This window comes from Nocardia sp. NPDC050712 (assembly GCF_040654295.1).
GTDB lineage: Bacteria > Actinomycetota > Actinomycetes > Mycobacteriales > Mycobacteriaceae > Nocardia.
The window spans coordinates 1,907,473-1,920,664 of the sequence record NZ_JBFAHT010000001.1; the positions used below are offsets into that span (position 1 = coordinate 1,907,473).

14 protein-coding genes are annotated in these 13,192 nt (G+C 69.7%); 11 read left to right on the plus strand and 3 right to left on the minus strand.

Features of this window, described 5'->3' with window-relative positions; all coding sequences use genetic code 11:
* The first annotated feature begins 36 nt into the window (after positions 1-36).
* Complete coding sequence (locus AB0H76_RS09190) at positions 37-921, plus strand: bile acid:sodium symporter family protein (RefSeq protein WP_357319599.1); 885 nt, start codon at positions 37-39, stop codon at positions 919-921.
* On the opposite strand, the gene AB0H76_RS09195 is transcribed toward AB0H76_RS09190, so the two are convergent.
* Together AB0H76_RS09195 and AB0H76_RS09200 are read right to left on the minus strand one after the other, a co-directional pair.
* Entirely contained in the window at positions 922-1,572 is a 651-nt protein-coding gene (locus AB0H76_RS09195) for an LppP/LprE family lipoprotein (protein ID WP_357319601.1), read from the minus strand.
* 91 nt (positions 1,573-1,663) lie between these two features.
* Entirely contained in the window at positions 1,664-3,109 is a 1,446-nt protein-coding gene (locus AB0H76_RS09200) for an aminotransferase class I/II-fold pyridoxal phosphate-dependent enzyme (RefSeq protein WP_357319604.1), read from the minus strand.
* Positions 3,110-3,230: 121 nt separating this feature from the next.
* Here AB0H76_RS09200 and AB0H76_RS09205 point away from each other — a divergent pair, with 121 nt between their 5' ends.
* From AB0H76_RS09205 to AB0H76_RS09240, 8 genes are read left to right on the plus strand one after another with little or no spacing between them, the layout of a single operon-like run.
* Positions 3,231-4,067 carry a nitrilase-related carbon-nitrogen hydrolase gene (locus tag AB0H76_RS09205; RefSeq protein WP_357319606.1) on the plus strand — a complete coding sequence of 279 codons (837 nt, stop codon included), beginning with the start codon at positions 3,231-3,233 and terminating at the stop codon, positions 4,065-4,067.
* 1 nt (position 4,068) lies between these two features.
* Positions 4,069-5,487 (plus strand): dihydropyrimidinase, encoded by a 1,419-nt coding sequence (hydA, locus tag AB0H76_RS09210; RefSeq protein WP_357319609.1) that lies wholly within the window; start codon positions 4,069-4,071, stop codon positions 5,485-5,487.
* 15 nt (positions 5,488-5,502) lie between these two features.
* Positions 5,503-6,540 (plus strand): TIGR03842 family LLM class F420-dependent oxidoreductase, encoded by a 1,038-nt coding sequence (locus tag AB0H76_RS09215; protein ID WP_357319612.1) that lies wholly within the window; start codon positions 5,503-5,505, stop codon positions 6,538-6,540.
* Positions 6,537-7,421: an ABC transporter permease subunit gene (locus tag AB0H76_RS09220; protein WP_357319615.1), complete on the plus strand. Its 885-nt coding sequence runs from the start codon at positions 6,537-6,539 to the stop codon at positions 7,419-7,421. Before AB0H76_RS09215 ends, AB0H76_RS09220 begins: the two co-directional genes overlap by 4 nt.
* Complete coding sequence (locus AB0H76_RS09225) at positions 7,418-8,308, plus strand: ABC transporter ATP-binding protein (RefSeq protein WP_357319617.1); 891 nt, start codon at positions 7,418-7,420, stop codon at positions 8,306-8,308. The genes AB0H76_RS09220 and AB0H76_RS09225 overlap by 4 nt, the downstream gene beginning before the upstream one ends.
* The gene (locus tag AB0H76_RS09230; protein ID WP_357319620.1) at positions 8,305-9,075 is read left to right on the plus strand and encodes an ABC transporter permease subunit; all 771 of its coding nucleotides are present in this window, start codon (positions 8,305-8,307) and stop codon (positions 9,073-9,075) included. The genes AB0H76_RS09225 and AB0H76_RS09230 overlap by 4 nt, the downstream gene beginning before the upstream one ends.
* The gene (locus tag AB0H76_RS09235; protein ID WP_357319623.1) at positions 9,072-10,214 is read left to right on the plus strand and encodes an ABC transporter substrate-binding protein; all 1,143 of its coding nucleotides are present in this window, start codon (positions 9,072-9,074) and stop codon (positions 10,212-10,214) included. Before AB0H76_RS09230 ends, AB0H76_RS09235 begins: the two co-directional genes overlap by 4 nt.
* Positions 10,211-11,524 (plus strand): aspartate aminotransferase family protein, encoded by a 1,314-nt coding sequence (locus AB0H76_RS09240; RefSeq protein ID WP_357319625.1) that lies wholly within the window; start codon positions 10,211-10,213, stop codon positions 11,522-11,524. The genes AB0H76_RS09235 and AB0H76_RS09240 overlap by 4 nt, the downstream gene beginning before the upstream one ends.
* A 3-nt stretch (positions 11,525-11,527) precedes the next feature.
* On the opposite strand, the gene AB0H76_RS09245 is transcribed toward AB0H76_RS09240, so the two are convergent.
* Complete coding sequence (locus AB0H76_RS09245) at positions 11,528-12,031, minus strand: nitroreductase/quinone reductase family protein (protein WP_357319627.1); 504 nt, start codon at positions 12,029-12,031, stop codon at positions 11,528-11,530.
* Between the two features lie 90 nt (positions 12,032-12,121).
* Here AB0H76_RS09245 and AB0H76_RS09250 point away from each other — a divergent pair, with 90 nt between their 5' ends.
* Entirely contained in the window at positions 12,122-12,481 is a 360-nt protein-coding gene (locus tag AB0H76_RS09250; protein ID WP_357319629.1) for an arsenate reductase family protein, read from the plus strand.
* A 21-nt stretch (positions 12,482-12,502) separates the two neighbouring features.
* Positions 12,503-13,183, plus strand: coding sequence for a TIGR00266 family protein (locus AB0H76_RS09255; protein WP_357319630.1), 681 nt, complete (start codon positions 12,503-12,505; stop codon positions 13,181-13,183).
* The last annotated feature ends 9 nt before the right edge of the window (positions 13,184-13,192 follow it).

Consider the following 13,192-nt stretch of genomic DNA (forward strand, 5'->3'; position numbering starts at 1 on the left):
TATGTTCGACCGGTTGTCCGGTGAGAGGAGATCCCTATGGGTTCAACAGTTTTCGCTGTGCTGCTGCCGGTGGCGCTGGCGTTGATCATGTTCGGGCTCGGCTTGACCCTGACGGTGGACGATTTCGTCCGGGTGCTGCGCTATCCCAAGGCCGCGGTGGTGGCGCTGGTCTGCCAGATGCTGGTGCTGCCGGTGGTCTGCCTCGGGCTGATCTACGCCTTCGGGCTCGGCGGAGCGCTGGCCGCCGGAATGATGCTGCTGGCGGCCTCGCCGGGTGGGCCCTCGGCAAATCTGTTCAGCCATATCGCCGGCGGGAACGTGGCGCTCAACATCACGCTGACGGCGGTGAATTCGGTGCTGGCGGTCTTCACCATGCCGCTGGTGGTGGCACTGTCGTTCCACCTGTTCCTCGACGACGCGGACTCGATCGGGCTGCGGCCGGACAAGTTCGCGCAGGTCTTCGCGATCGTGCTGGTGCCGGTCGCGGTCGGCATGCTCGTGCACCGGCGCTACACCGGCTGGGCCGAGCGGATGCGCGGCAAGGTGAAGGTGCTCTCGATCGTGGTCCTGGCGCTGGTGGTCACCGCGGCCGTGGCGAAGAACTTCGCGACGCTCACCGAGAACATCGGGACCCTGGCGGCGATCTGCCTGGTGTTCGCGGTACTCAGCCTGACCGTCGGCTATTTCGCGCCCAGGCTGCTGCGGGTCGAGGAGGAGCAGGCGATCGCCTCGGCCATGGAGATCGGTATCCACAACGGTGCTATCGCGATCGCCGTCGCGGCGACGGTGTTGCGGAACGACGCGATGGCCGTGCCGGGCGCGGTCTACGGGGTGCTGATGAACATCCCCGCCGCCGCGGCCGCCTACCTGCTGGCGCGGCGGGCGCGGCAGCGGTCAGTCGAACCGGCGGTCACCGCCTGATCATCCGGCCGGGGGGAACTGGCCCTGTGCGGTCACGGTGGTGCCGTTCAAGGTGAACGTGACGGTGCTGGGGCCGCCGGTGGGGCAGCACAGGGCGTCTTCCGGGAGCGGCCACTTGTATTGGGCCTGCACGGTAGTGCGGGTTTTGCCCAGCAGGTGGGTGTAGGCGTAGGGCTCCGAGGAGGCGGTGCCGAGGTACTTGCCGCCGGTGAAGAACAGGATGTGGGTGACCGGGTGGATGCCCGTGCCCTCCATCAGCAGGTAGGACAGCACGCCGGAGCAGCCGTCGGCGATCAGGTCCTCGCTGGCGCCCGGGATCGCCCAGTCGGTGCCGGGCTCGGCCGCCGCCACCTTGGTGAACGCGGTGTTGGCGAGTTCGGAGTTCAGATCGAAGCACAGGCCGTGCCCGCTGCCGGGCGGCGGACCCGCGGGCGTGGACGCGACGGGACTGGTGGCCGGCGCGGACGGGGACTCGGTATCGGGCTGCCCGGACGCGGTGGGGTTGGCCGCGGTCCCGGTCTGCGGTGCGGTGCTGGCCGCCCGGGAGGTGGAGGTGGTGCCGGCCGACGGGGGCGGTGTATCGGTCCCGCACCCGGCCACGGCGGCCACGACCCCGGCGGCGAGCACGATGGCTAGCGGTTTGATGCCCATTGTTTCCTCGATCGGCTCGACTGAATGGAGCGGTACCCCTGCTAGCGAAATCGCGGCCGTCGCCCGCGTCGTTACCCGCGGTGGCGGCACCTCACGAGCGGCGGACCCGGCGATAGGTCGGCGCAGCGGCCGCGGCGGCCGCCAATTCCGTTGCCAGCCAGAGGGAGTCGGCGTCGGCCAGCGCCGAGACGGTGAGCCGCAGATGATCGGAGGCCGGGCGGTCGCCGACCTCGAACGGGCCACCGGGCGCGACCTTGATCCCGGCGGCGGCCAGGGAGATCATGGCCGCGTTCTCGTCGGCCACCGGCAGCCAGAGGTTGATGCCGTCGCCGCGCGGCAGGGTGATACCGCGCTTGGCCAGCGCGCGCCGGAGTTCGGTGGCGCGCCTGCGGTATTCGGCCCGCGCCGCGGTGACGGTATGGCCGGCCGCCGCGTCGTCGAGCATGGTCAGCAGCACCCGCTGGAGCAGGCGGCTGGTCCAGCCCGCGCCGAGCATGCGGCGTTCGATCACCGGGTCGAGCAGGTCGGCGGGCCCGCCGGCGACGGCCAGGCGCAGGTCGGCCCCGTGTGATTTGGAGTAGGACCGCACGTGCACGGTGCGCTGCGGCAGCCGCGTGCCCAGCGACCGCAGCGCGGCGGTGGCGATGCCCGCGCTGTGGTCGTCCTCGATCACGAGCACCTCGCCGGCGCGCAGGATCTCGGTGAGTTCGCGGGCTCGGGCCGCCGAGAGCGAGACCCCGGTGGGGTTCTGCGCGCGGGGTTGGACCAGGAAGACAGTGGCGCCGAAATCGGTGATCGCCCGGGCGAGTTCGGCGGGCAGCGGCCCGGATTCGTCCAGATGCACCGGCACGGGCCGCGCGCCGAGGCGGGCCAGCAGGTCGAGAAACGGGGGGAAGCAGGGATCTTCGACGGCAACGGAATCGCCGAGCCGGACGTGGGTGGACAGCAGCCGGTCGATGGCGTCCAGCGCGCCGTCGAACACCGCGAGGCGTTCGGCCCGGAACGGCCAGTCGGCCCGGACTCTGGCCGCGAGTTCGGGCAGCATCGCCTCGCCGAGATAGTCGGCGGCGAGGTCCCCGGCGTCGTGCGCGGTGATCTCGCGTAGCGCGGCGGCGAGGTCGGGCAGCAGGGCGGGATCGGGGGTGCCGCGCGAGAGGTCGATCCGGAAGGCGCTGTCCGAGGGCGGGTGCAGCCGCTGATAGCGGCCCGCGGGGCGACCGGCGACGGTTGCGGCCGGTTCGCCGACGAAGGTGCCCGCGCGGCCGCGCGCGATGATCGCGCCGGTGGCGGCCAGCGCCCGCCAGGCCTGGTTGACGGTGGCGGGTGAAACCCTCAGCTGCTTGGCGACCTCCCGGACCGTGGGTAGTCGCGAGCCGGGAGGCAAAGCGCCGGAACGGATTCGGCGGCCGATGCCGGCGGCGATGCCGGCCGGGGTGCGGTCGTCCAGGTCGGCGGTGAGATCGGCCGGCGACATGAGCGTGGCCGGCGCCGCCCCCGCGGGGAGCGCGCCGTCCAGGCTCGCGCTTTCGATCGTCACGGCTCAATTCTGCGACAGCCACGGTCGGGCAACCGGCACCGGCCCCAAGATTTACTGCGCCGAAATTGTTTCCGCGCAGATGTAACACATTGGACCTGCTTCAGGGTGCACGATAACAATCATGCCAACCGTTCGAGCCGCGCTCGTCCAGACCAGCTGGACCGGCGACAAAGAGTCGATGATCAAGGTGCACGAGGATTACGCGCGGCAGGCGGCCGCGCAGGGAGCGCAGGTGATCTGCTTTCAGGAGCTGTTCTACGGCCCCTACTTCTGCCAGCAGCAGGACGCGAAGTTCTACGAGTACGCGGAATCGGTCCCCGGGCCGACGACGGAGCGATTCGCCGCCCTGGCCGCGGAGCTGGGCCTGGTGATGGTGCTGCCGGTCTACGAGCAGGAGCAGCCGGGGGTGCTCTACAACACCGCCGCCGTGCTCGATGCCGACGGCAGCTACCTCGGTAAATACCGCAAGCACCACATTCCGCAGGTGCGCGGCTTCTGGGAGAAGTTCTACTTCCGGCCCGGCAATGTGGGCTTCCCGGTGTTCGACACCGCGGTCGGCAAGGTCGGCGTCTACATCTGCTACGACCGGCACTTCCCGGAGGGCTGGCGCGCCCTGGGCCTGGCCGGCGCGGAAATCGTGTTCAACCCCTCGGCGACCTCACGCGGCCTGTCCGCCTACCTGTGGAAGCTGGAGCAGCCGGCCTCGGCGGTCGCCAACGAGTACTACATCGGCGCGATCAACCGGGTGGGCGTGGAAGAGCTCGGCGACAACGACTTCTACGGCACCAGCTACTTCGTGGATCCGGAGGGCAAGTTCGTCGGCGAGGTCGCCTCCGACACCGCGCCCGAGCTGGTCATCCGGGACCTGGACCTGGATCTGCTGAAGACGGTGCGGGATCGGTGGGCGTTCTATCGCGATCGCCGGCCGGACGCCTACGGCTCGCTGCTGGAGCCGTGAGATGACTACTTTCATTCATGGCGGCACCGTCGTCTCCGCCACCGGGTCCCAGCCGCTGGATGTCCTGATCGACGGCGAAACCATCGTCGCGGTCCTGCAACCGAACTCGACCGCGCTGGGCGCGGATCTGCGCGCCACCGCGACGACCGTCATCGACGCCACCGGCAAGTACGTGATCCCCGGCGGGGTGGACGGCCACACCCACATGCAGCTGCCGTTCGGCGGCACCGAGGCCTCCGACACCTTCGAGACCGGCACCCGGGCCGCCGCCTGGGGCGGCACCACCACCATCGTCGACTTCGCGGTGCAGAAACCCGGTGAGCGCGTCCAGGACACCCTGGGCCTGTGGCATCAGAAGGCCGCGGGGAACTGCGCCGTCGACTACGGGTTCCATCAGATCATCGGCGAGGTCAACGACGAATCCCTCAAAGGCATGAGCGAATTGGTGTCCGAGGGCGTCACCAGCTTCAAGCTGTTCATGGCCTACCCGGGCGTCTTCTACTCCGACGACGGCCAGATCCTGCGGGCCATGCAGACCGCGGGCGAGCTGGGCGGGCTGCTGATGATGCACGCGGAGAACGGGATCGCCATCGACGTGCTCGTCGCGCAGGCGCTCGCGCGCGGCGAGACGGCGCCGTATTTCCACGGCACCTCGCGGCCCTGGCAGATGGAGGAGGAGGCCACCCACCGCGCGATCATGCTGGCGCAGTTGACCAAGGCGCCGCTCTACATCGTGCACGTCTCGGCCAAGCAGGCACTCGAGCAGATCGCCACGGCCCGGGGCAACGGGCAGAACGTCTTCGGTGAGACCTGCCCGCAGTACCTGTACCTCTCACTCGAAGAACAGCTGGGCGCACCGGGTTTCGAGGGCGCCAAATGGGTCTGCTCGACCCCGCTGCGGGCCCGGGCCGAAGGGCACCAGGACGAGCTGTGGCGCTATATCCGCACCGGCGACGTCTCCACGGTCGGCACCGACCACTGCCCGTTCTGCATGAAGGATCAGAAAGAGCTGGGCCGCAACGACTTCAGCAAGATCCCGAACGGGATCGGCGGTGTCGAGCATCGGATGGACCTGATGTTCCAGGCCGTCAAGAACGGCTGGATCTCGCTGGAACGCTGGGTGGAGGTCTGCTGCACCACCCCGGCCCGGATGTTCGGGATGTACCCGCGCAAGGGCGTCATCTCGCCGGGCGCCGACGCCGACGTCGTCATCTACGACCCGAACGGGCACACCAGCATCGGCTACGACAAGACCCACCACATGAACATGGATCACTCGGCCTGGGAGGGCTTCGAGATCGACGGCCACGTCGACACCGTGCTCTCGCGCGGCCGGGTGATCGTGGATCGCGGGCAGTACCTGGGCAGCGCGGGTCACGGCCGCTTCGTCAAACGCGAACTCGCGCAGAACCTCATCTAGATCGGAGACGGCCCGATGGACATCGGTGTGGTGCTGCAGTGCACGCCCCCGGCCTCGCGCGTGGTCGAACTGGCCCGCCAGGCCGAGACGCACGGGTTCTCGCATGTGTGGACCTTCGACTCGCACCTGCTGTGGCAGGAGCCGTACGTCATCTACAGCCAGATCCTCAGTGCCACCAGGAAAGTCGTCGTCGGACCGATGGTGACCAACCCGGCGACCCGGGACTGGACGGTGACGGCCTCGACCTTCGCGACGCTGAACGACATGTTCGGCAACCGCACCATCTGCGGAATCGGCCGCGGCGACTCGGCGGTGCGCACGCTCGGCGGCCGGCCGTCGAACCTTGCGACCCTGCGCGATTCGATCGAGGTGATCCGCGAGCTCGGCAACGGGCGCAGCGCTCGGATCGGCGACACCATGGTGCGGTTGCCGTGGGCCTCGGCCTCCCGGCTGGAGGTCTGGGTCGCGGGATACGGCCCGAAGGCGCTCGAGCTGACCGGCGAGGTGGCCGACGGGTTCATCCTGCAACTGGCCGATCCGGACATCACCGCGTGGACCATCGCCCGGGTGCGGGCGGCGGCCGAACGCGCGGGCCGGGACCCGGCGGCGGTGCGGATCTGCGTCGCCGCACCGGCCTACGTCACCGACGGCACCGAGGCCGGGCTCGCCCATGCCCGCGAGCAGTGCCGCTGGTTCGGCGGGATGGTCGGCAACCACGTCGCCGACATCGTCACCAAATACGGTACGGGCGGCGCGATTCCGGCCGCGCTCACCGACTACATCGCGGGCCGGCAGGGCTACGACTACAACCAGCACGGCCGGGCCGGGAACACGCACGCCGACTTCGTGCCGGACGCCATCGTCGATCGGTTCTGCCTGCTCGGCACCCCCGACGACCAGGTGGCCCGGCTGCGTGAGCTGGAGAAGCTGGGCGTGGACCAGTTCGCGGTCTACCTCCAGCACGACGCCAAGACCGCGACGCTGGAGGCGTACGGGGAGTCGGTGCTGCCCCGCATCGCGCATCCGGTGACGGCCACGGAGACCGTCGGATGAGCTCGGCCCGCTGGGCGCGGCTCGCCTATCCGGCCGGTGCGCTGCTGCTGGTCGCGGCGGCGTGGGAGCTGATCAAAGTGCTTGTCCCGGAGCAGGGGGTGAGCATCGACGGGCAGCGCGTCCTGCCGCGCACCACCGATGCCGCGCTGCCGCACGTGTGGTCGGTGTTCACCGTGCTCGGTGAGGCCGACGGCAAGCGGACCGTCGGTGCGACGCTGCTGAATACGGCGGGATTCACCTTCGGGCTGGCCATGCTGGCGCTGCTGATCGGCACCGCGGTCGGTGTCGCGCTGGCGGTGCTGATGCAGCGGTTCGCCTTCGTCGAACGTGGACTGCTGCCCTACATCGTTGTCTCCCAGACGGTTCCGCTGATCGCGCTGGCGCCGCTGGTGGCGGGCTGGGGCGGGAAGATCGTGATCGCCGGGGAGCCGTGGCGGCCGTGGATGAGTATCGCGGTGATCGCGTCGTATCTGGCGTTCTTCCCGGTCGCGGTCGGCATGCTGCGCGGGCTGCAAGCGCCGTCGAAGGCCTCGGTGGAGCTGCTCTACAGCTACTCGGCGGGCTGGTGGGACACGCTGGTGCACTTGCGGTTTCCCGCGGCCGTCCCGCATTTCCTGCCCGCGCTGCGCCTGGCCGCCGCCGCCTCGGTGATCGGCGCGGTGGTCGCGGAGATCTCCACCGGCACCGCCGGCGGCATCGGCCGCCAGATCATCGTCTTCTCCCAGCAGGCCACCGGCGATTCGTCGCGGCTGTTCGCGGCCGTGCTCGCCGCCGCGCTGCTGGGTATCGCGGTCACCGGCGTGGTCGCGCTCGCGGAAATCGCGCTTCGCCGCTACAGCCGTCCCGCCGGGGCCGGCCGCTCGTCAGGAGGTACTCGTTGATCGCCGAACAAAGTCCGGCACCCGGCCTCGAACTAGCCGCGACCGCGGCGGTTCTGGAGCCCGAAGCGGCGACCGTGCCGGCGGTCGCCGCCCCGGGCCAGGTGGCCGCGGTCGAGTTGAGCGACGTCGGGAAGATCTTCGCGGCGGGCTCGGTCACTGCCCTGTCCGAGGTCGCCCTGACCGTCGGCGCGGGCGAGTTCGTGGCGCTGATCGGCCCGTCCGGCTGCGGCAAGTCGACGCTGCTGCGCATCATCGCCGACCTGGAGCAGCCCACCGGCGGCACCGTCACCGTGCACGGCAAGACCGCCCGGCAGGCCCGCCTCGATCAGGACTACGGCATCGCCTTCCAGCAGGCCGGGCTGCTGGATTGGCGCACGGTGCAGGCCAATGTCGAACTCCCGCTGGAGTTGCACAAGGTGCCCAAGGCCGAAAGACGCAGGCGCAGTGCCGAACTGCTGGAGATGGCCGGGTTGACCGAGTTCGCCACCCGGTATCCGCCCGAGTTGTCCGGCGGCATGCAGCAGCGCGTCGCGATCGCCCGCGCCCTGGCCCGCAAACCCTCGCTGCTGCTGATGGACGAACCATTCGGCGCGCTCGACGAGATGACCCGGGAACGCATGCAGGGCGAGTTGCTGCGCATCACCGGGGAGACCGGCGCCGCGGTCGTTTTCGTCACCCACTCCATTCCGGAGGCGGTGTTCCTGGCCGATCGCGTGGTGGTGATGTCGCCGCGCCCCGGCCGCATCACCGGCATCGTCGACACCGGCGGCTGGGGCCGCGCGCAGTCCGGCGACGACGTCCGCGCCGGTGCGCCGTTCTTCGCGGCGGTCGCCGCGGTCCGCGCCGCCCTGCACGGCGGCCACGCGCCGGAACGGGACCTCGGATGACAACGCTGCGAACGGTGTTCCCGCCGTTGCTGTTCGGCGTCGGCGGGCTGGCGCTGTGGCAGGTGCTCACGGTCGTCGCCGGAGTCCCGTCGTTCCTGCTGCCCGCCCCCACCGCAATCGCCGGCCAGTTCACCGAGAACTTCGACCGCATCCTCGAGGCCGCCACCGCGACCGGCACCAACGCCCTGGTCGGTCTGCTGCTCGGCGCGGTGCTCGGTATCGCCGCCGCGATGGTGGCGGTGCGCTTCCACGTCGTCGACGGGCTGCTGAGCCCGATGGCGGCCGCCGCGGCCGCCGTGCCGATCGTGGCCCTGGCGCCCCTGCTCAATTCGATGTACTCGACCACCACCGACACCCCGCGCCGGATGGTCGTGACCATCGTGGTGTTCTTCCCGATGTTCGTCAGCACCGCCAAGGGCCTGCGCCAGGTGCCGCAGGTGCAGCAGGACCTGATGACCTCCTACGCCGCGGGCGGCTGGCAGGTCACGCGCACGGTCCGCCTGCCCGCGGCGCTGCCCTACCTGTTCACCGGCCTGCGCATCGCCGCGCCGGGCGCGGTGATCGCCGCCATCATCGCCGAATACTTCGGCGGCCTGCAGAACGGCCTCGGCTCGCGGATCATCTCGGCGGCCTCGAACACCGCCTATCCCCGCGCCTGGGCCTACGTCGCCGGCGCCATGCTCGTCGGCCTGCTCTTCCTCGCCGCCGTCGTCCTACTGGAACTACTCACTCGCAAGCCCCGCACCACGCTCAGGAGATCGACATGACCACATCCACCCGGAGACTGCGCGCCTGTCTGGCGCTGGCAGTGCTCGCCGCCGCGGCGCTGACCGGCTGTAGCACCACCGAGAGCGGCTCGGGTACCACCGCCGACGGGCTCACCGAGGTCCGCCTGCAGTTGCAGTGGTTCAAGCAGGGACAGTTCGCGGGCTATCTGGCCGCGGTCGATCAGGGCTTCTACAAGGAACAGGGCCTGGCCGTCGAAATCCTGGACGGTGGAACCGATATCGTGCCGCAGACCGTGCTCGCGCAGGGCCAGGCCGACTACGCGGTGGCCTGGGTGCCCAAGGCGCTGGCCTCGCGGGAGGCGGGCGCGGGCATCACCCAGGTGGCGCAGGTGTTCCAGCGCTCGGGCACCAAGCAGGTCGCGTTCAAGTCCGACAACATCGCCGACGCGGCCGCGCTGCGCGGCAAGACCGTCGGAAACTGGGGCTACGGCAACGAATTCGAGCTCTTCGCGGGCATGACCAAGGCGGGGATCGACCCGTCCCGCGACGTGAAGCTGGTGCAGCAGCAGTTCGACATGAACGCCTTCCTGGCCAAGGACATCAACGCCGCCCAGGCCATGTCCTACAACGAGTACGCCCAGCTGCTCGAGACCAAGAACCCGGCCACCGGAAAGCTCTACACCGCAGACGATTTCACCACCATCGACTGGAACGACCAGGGCGTGGCGATGCTGCAGGACGCGATCTGGGCCAACACCGAGAAACTGAAGGACGCGAAGTACCAGGACCAGACCGTGCGCTTCCTGGCCGCCTCGCTCAAGGGCTGGGCGTTCTGCCGCGACAATGTCGACAAGTGCCGTGACATCACCGTCGCCGCCGGTTCCACGCTGGGCGCCAGCCACCAGCAGTGGCAGATCAACGAGGTGAACAAGCTCATCTGGCCCTCGCCCGCCGGGATCGGCGTGGTCGAGCCGGCCGCCTGGGAGCGCACGGTCAAGATCGCCAAGGAGACCCGCAACGCCGAGGGCGCGACGGTGCTGAAGCAGGATCCCGACGCCGCGGCCAGCACCGGCGAGTACGTGACCAAGGCCCTGCAACTGCTGAAAGACGGTGGAATCGATGTCACCGGAACGGGGTTCAAGCCCATTCAGGTGACCCTGACCGAAGGTGGGAAATGAGCGCTGACGACCATGTTTTTTATCCCTGGAGTGTGCAGGGCGGCCCGAATCCGCCGCTGATCACGGGCGCGTCCGGCTCCTGGTTCTGGGACGAGCACGGCAAGAAGTACCTGGATTTCTCCTCCCAGCTGGTCAACGTCAATATCGGGCACCAGCATCCGGATCTGATCGCCGCGATCGTCGAGCAGGCCCAGCTGCTGGCCACCATCTCGCCGACCGTCGGCAATCAGGCGCGCAGCGACCTGGCCCGGCTGATCACCGAACGCGCACCGGGACAACTGAATCGGATCCTGTTCACCACCGGCGGCGCGGAAGCGGTCGAGCATGCGGTGCGCCTGGCCCGCAGCTTCACCGGCCGCACCAAGATGCTGGCCGCCTACCGCTCCTATCACGGCGGCACCGGCACGGCGATCGGCCTGACCGGTGAACCCCGCCGCTGGGGCACCGAGCCGACCAACGTCGATGTGACCCGGTTCTTCGCGCCCTTCCCGTACCGATCACCCTGGGGGACGGACAGTCCCGAGGCCGAGACGGCGGCGGCGCTGAGCCACCTGCGCCAGGTCATCGAGCTGGAGGGCCCGGACCACATCGCGGGCCTGATCCTGGAGACCGTCGTCGGCACCAACGGCGTGCTGGTCCCGCCGCCCGGCTACCTGGCCGGGGTGCGGGCGCTGTGCGACGAGTTCGGCATCGTCTACATCGCCGACGAGGTGATGGTCGGTTTCGGGCGGATCGGGGAGTGGTTCGCGGTCCAGGCCTGGGAGGTCGAACCCGATCTCATCACCTTCGCCAAAGGCGTGAACTCCGGCTATGTTCCGCTCGGCGGCGTGCTCATCGCCGAACGCATCGCGCAGCGCTACGACGACACGCTCTACCCGGGCGGGCTCACCTACGCGGGTCATCCGCTGGCCTGCGCGGCGGGGGTGGCCTCCATCGGCATCTTCGAGCGCGACGGCATCCTCGACCATGTCCGCACGGTCGGCGCGGATGTGCTCGGAAAAGGGTTGCAGGAGCTGGCGACCCGGCATCCGAGCGTCGGGGAGGTGCGCGGGCTCGGGTTCTTCTGGGCGCTGGAACTCGTGCGCGACCCCGGTACCCGGGAGCCGCTGATCCCGTTCGCCGCGAGCGGCGCGGCGGCCGAGCCGATGGCACGGGTGACCGCCGCCGCCAAGGAACGCGGCCTCTGGCCGTTCAACGCGGGCAACCGATTCCAGATCGCGCCGCCGCTGACCACCTCGGCCGACGACCTGCGCACCGGACTCGAGCTCGTCGACCAGGTGCTGGAGGTGGCCGACCAGTACGTGGCGTGAGGGTCAGCGCGGGGTCAGTTCGATGACGACCCCGCCCAGCTTCCAGGTCTGGTAGATATCGGCCTTCTCCGGCGCGCCGTCGGCGGCGAAACCGATGCCGTTGAACTTGGCGTTGGTGGGGTTGTCCCGGGCGATGATCTCGTAGAGCCGCATGACATCCAGCTCGCCGGTGTGCACGCGCGGCGCGAACTCGCGCGGCCTACCGCCCAGCGAGGCCGACACCGGCGTGCCGGCGATCAGGTTCTTGACCCAGGGCCGCAGCGCGGTGCCGATCAGGATGGCGCCGTCGTGGCGGGTGTAGGCGACGGGCACGTCGAAGGTCTTGCCGGACTTGCGGCCCACCACGTGCAGCACCAGCAGGCGCTTGCCGATCACCCCGGACAGCCCGGGGACGCGCAGCAGTTTACGGACGATCGAATTGACCAGTTGCTGGCGCTTCATCAGCGGTTCGGGCCCGCTGGTCGTCGGTGTGCCGAAAGGGTTTTCGGCCGGTTTGTGCTCGCTCATCACCCCAGTATCGGCCGCTCGCGCGAGCGCCGCCGGGTGCCGTCGCGGTCGGGGGTCTGGCCTGCGGCGATGGCCTCTAGGCTGGCAGCCATGAGCACCGAGATCTGGCACAATCCGCGCTGCACCAAGAGCCGCGACGCGACCGCCTATCTGGCCGCGGCCGGTATCGAGTACCGCGAGCGGCGTTACCTCGACGACCCGCCGACCGCCGCCGAGCTGCGCGAAGTGCTGACCCGGCTCGGCGCCGAGCCGTGGGAGATCACCCGCACGGGCGAGCAGATCGCCAAGGATCTCGGCCTGGCGAGCTGGGGTCGCACGGCCGCGGACCGGGACCGCTGGATCGCGGCGCTGGCCGCGAATCCCAAGTTGATCCAGCGTCCGATAGTGCTCACCGACGACGGCGGCGCGGTCGTCGCGCGCACCGAGGAAGTACTGCATACGCTGGGCTGAATCCCGGTAGGGTCGGCGGATATGAAGGTACAACTGCGCCACAATCCCGCCTCCGCCATCGCGCGCTGCTTCCTCGACGGCGGCGAGCCGATGCGCGTGGAAAGCGGTGCCATGGTGGCTCATTCGGCCGGCGTCACGCTGCAGGCCAAGGCCGAGGGCGGGATCCTGGCCGGGCTCAAGCGGTCGGTGCTGTCCGGCGAATCGTTCTTCGTCTCCACCTTCACCGCGCCGCCGCAGGGCGGCTGGGTGGACGTGGCGCCCGCGCTACCCGGCGACATGCTGAACCTGCAGATCACCCCGGACCGCCCGTACTTCATCAGCCGCGGCGGCTGGATCGCCAATTCCCATGCCGTGCAGGTGGAAAGCAAATGGGGCGGCTTCGCGAACATGTTCGGCGGCGAGGGCGGGTTCGGCCTGCGCGCGCACGGTGAGGGTGAGGTCGTGGTCGGTGTCTTCGGCGCGATCGATGTGATCGATCTGCAGCCGGGCGAGCCCATCACCATCGATACCGGGCACGTGGTCGCCTACGACCTGGCGATGAACTTCACCATCCGGCGCGCGGTGGTCGGGCGGTCGATCCAGTCGCTGAAATCGGGGGAGGGCTTCGTCTTCGATTTCGTCGGCCCCGGCCGGGTACTGCTGCAAACCCGCAATCCCGGCGCGTTCGCGGCCTGGGCTGGGTCGGTCACCTCCAGCAGCTGATTCGCCCAG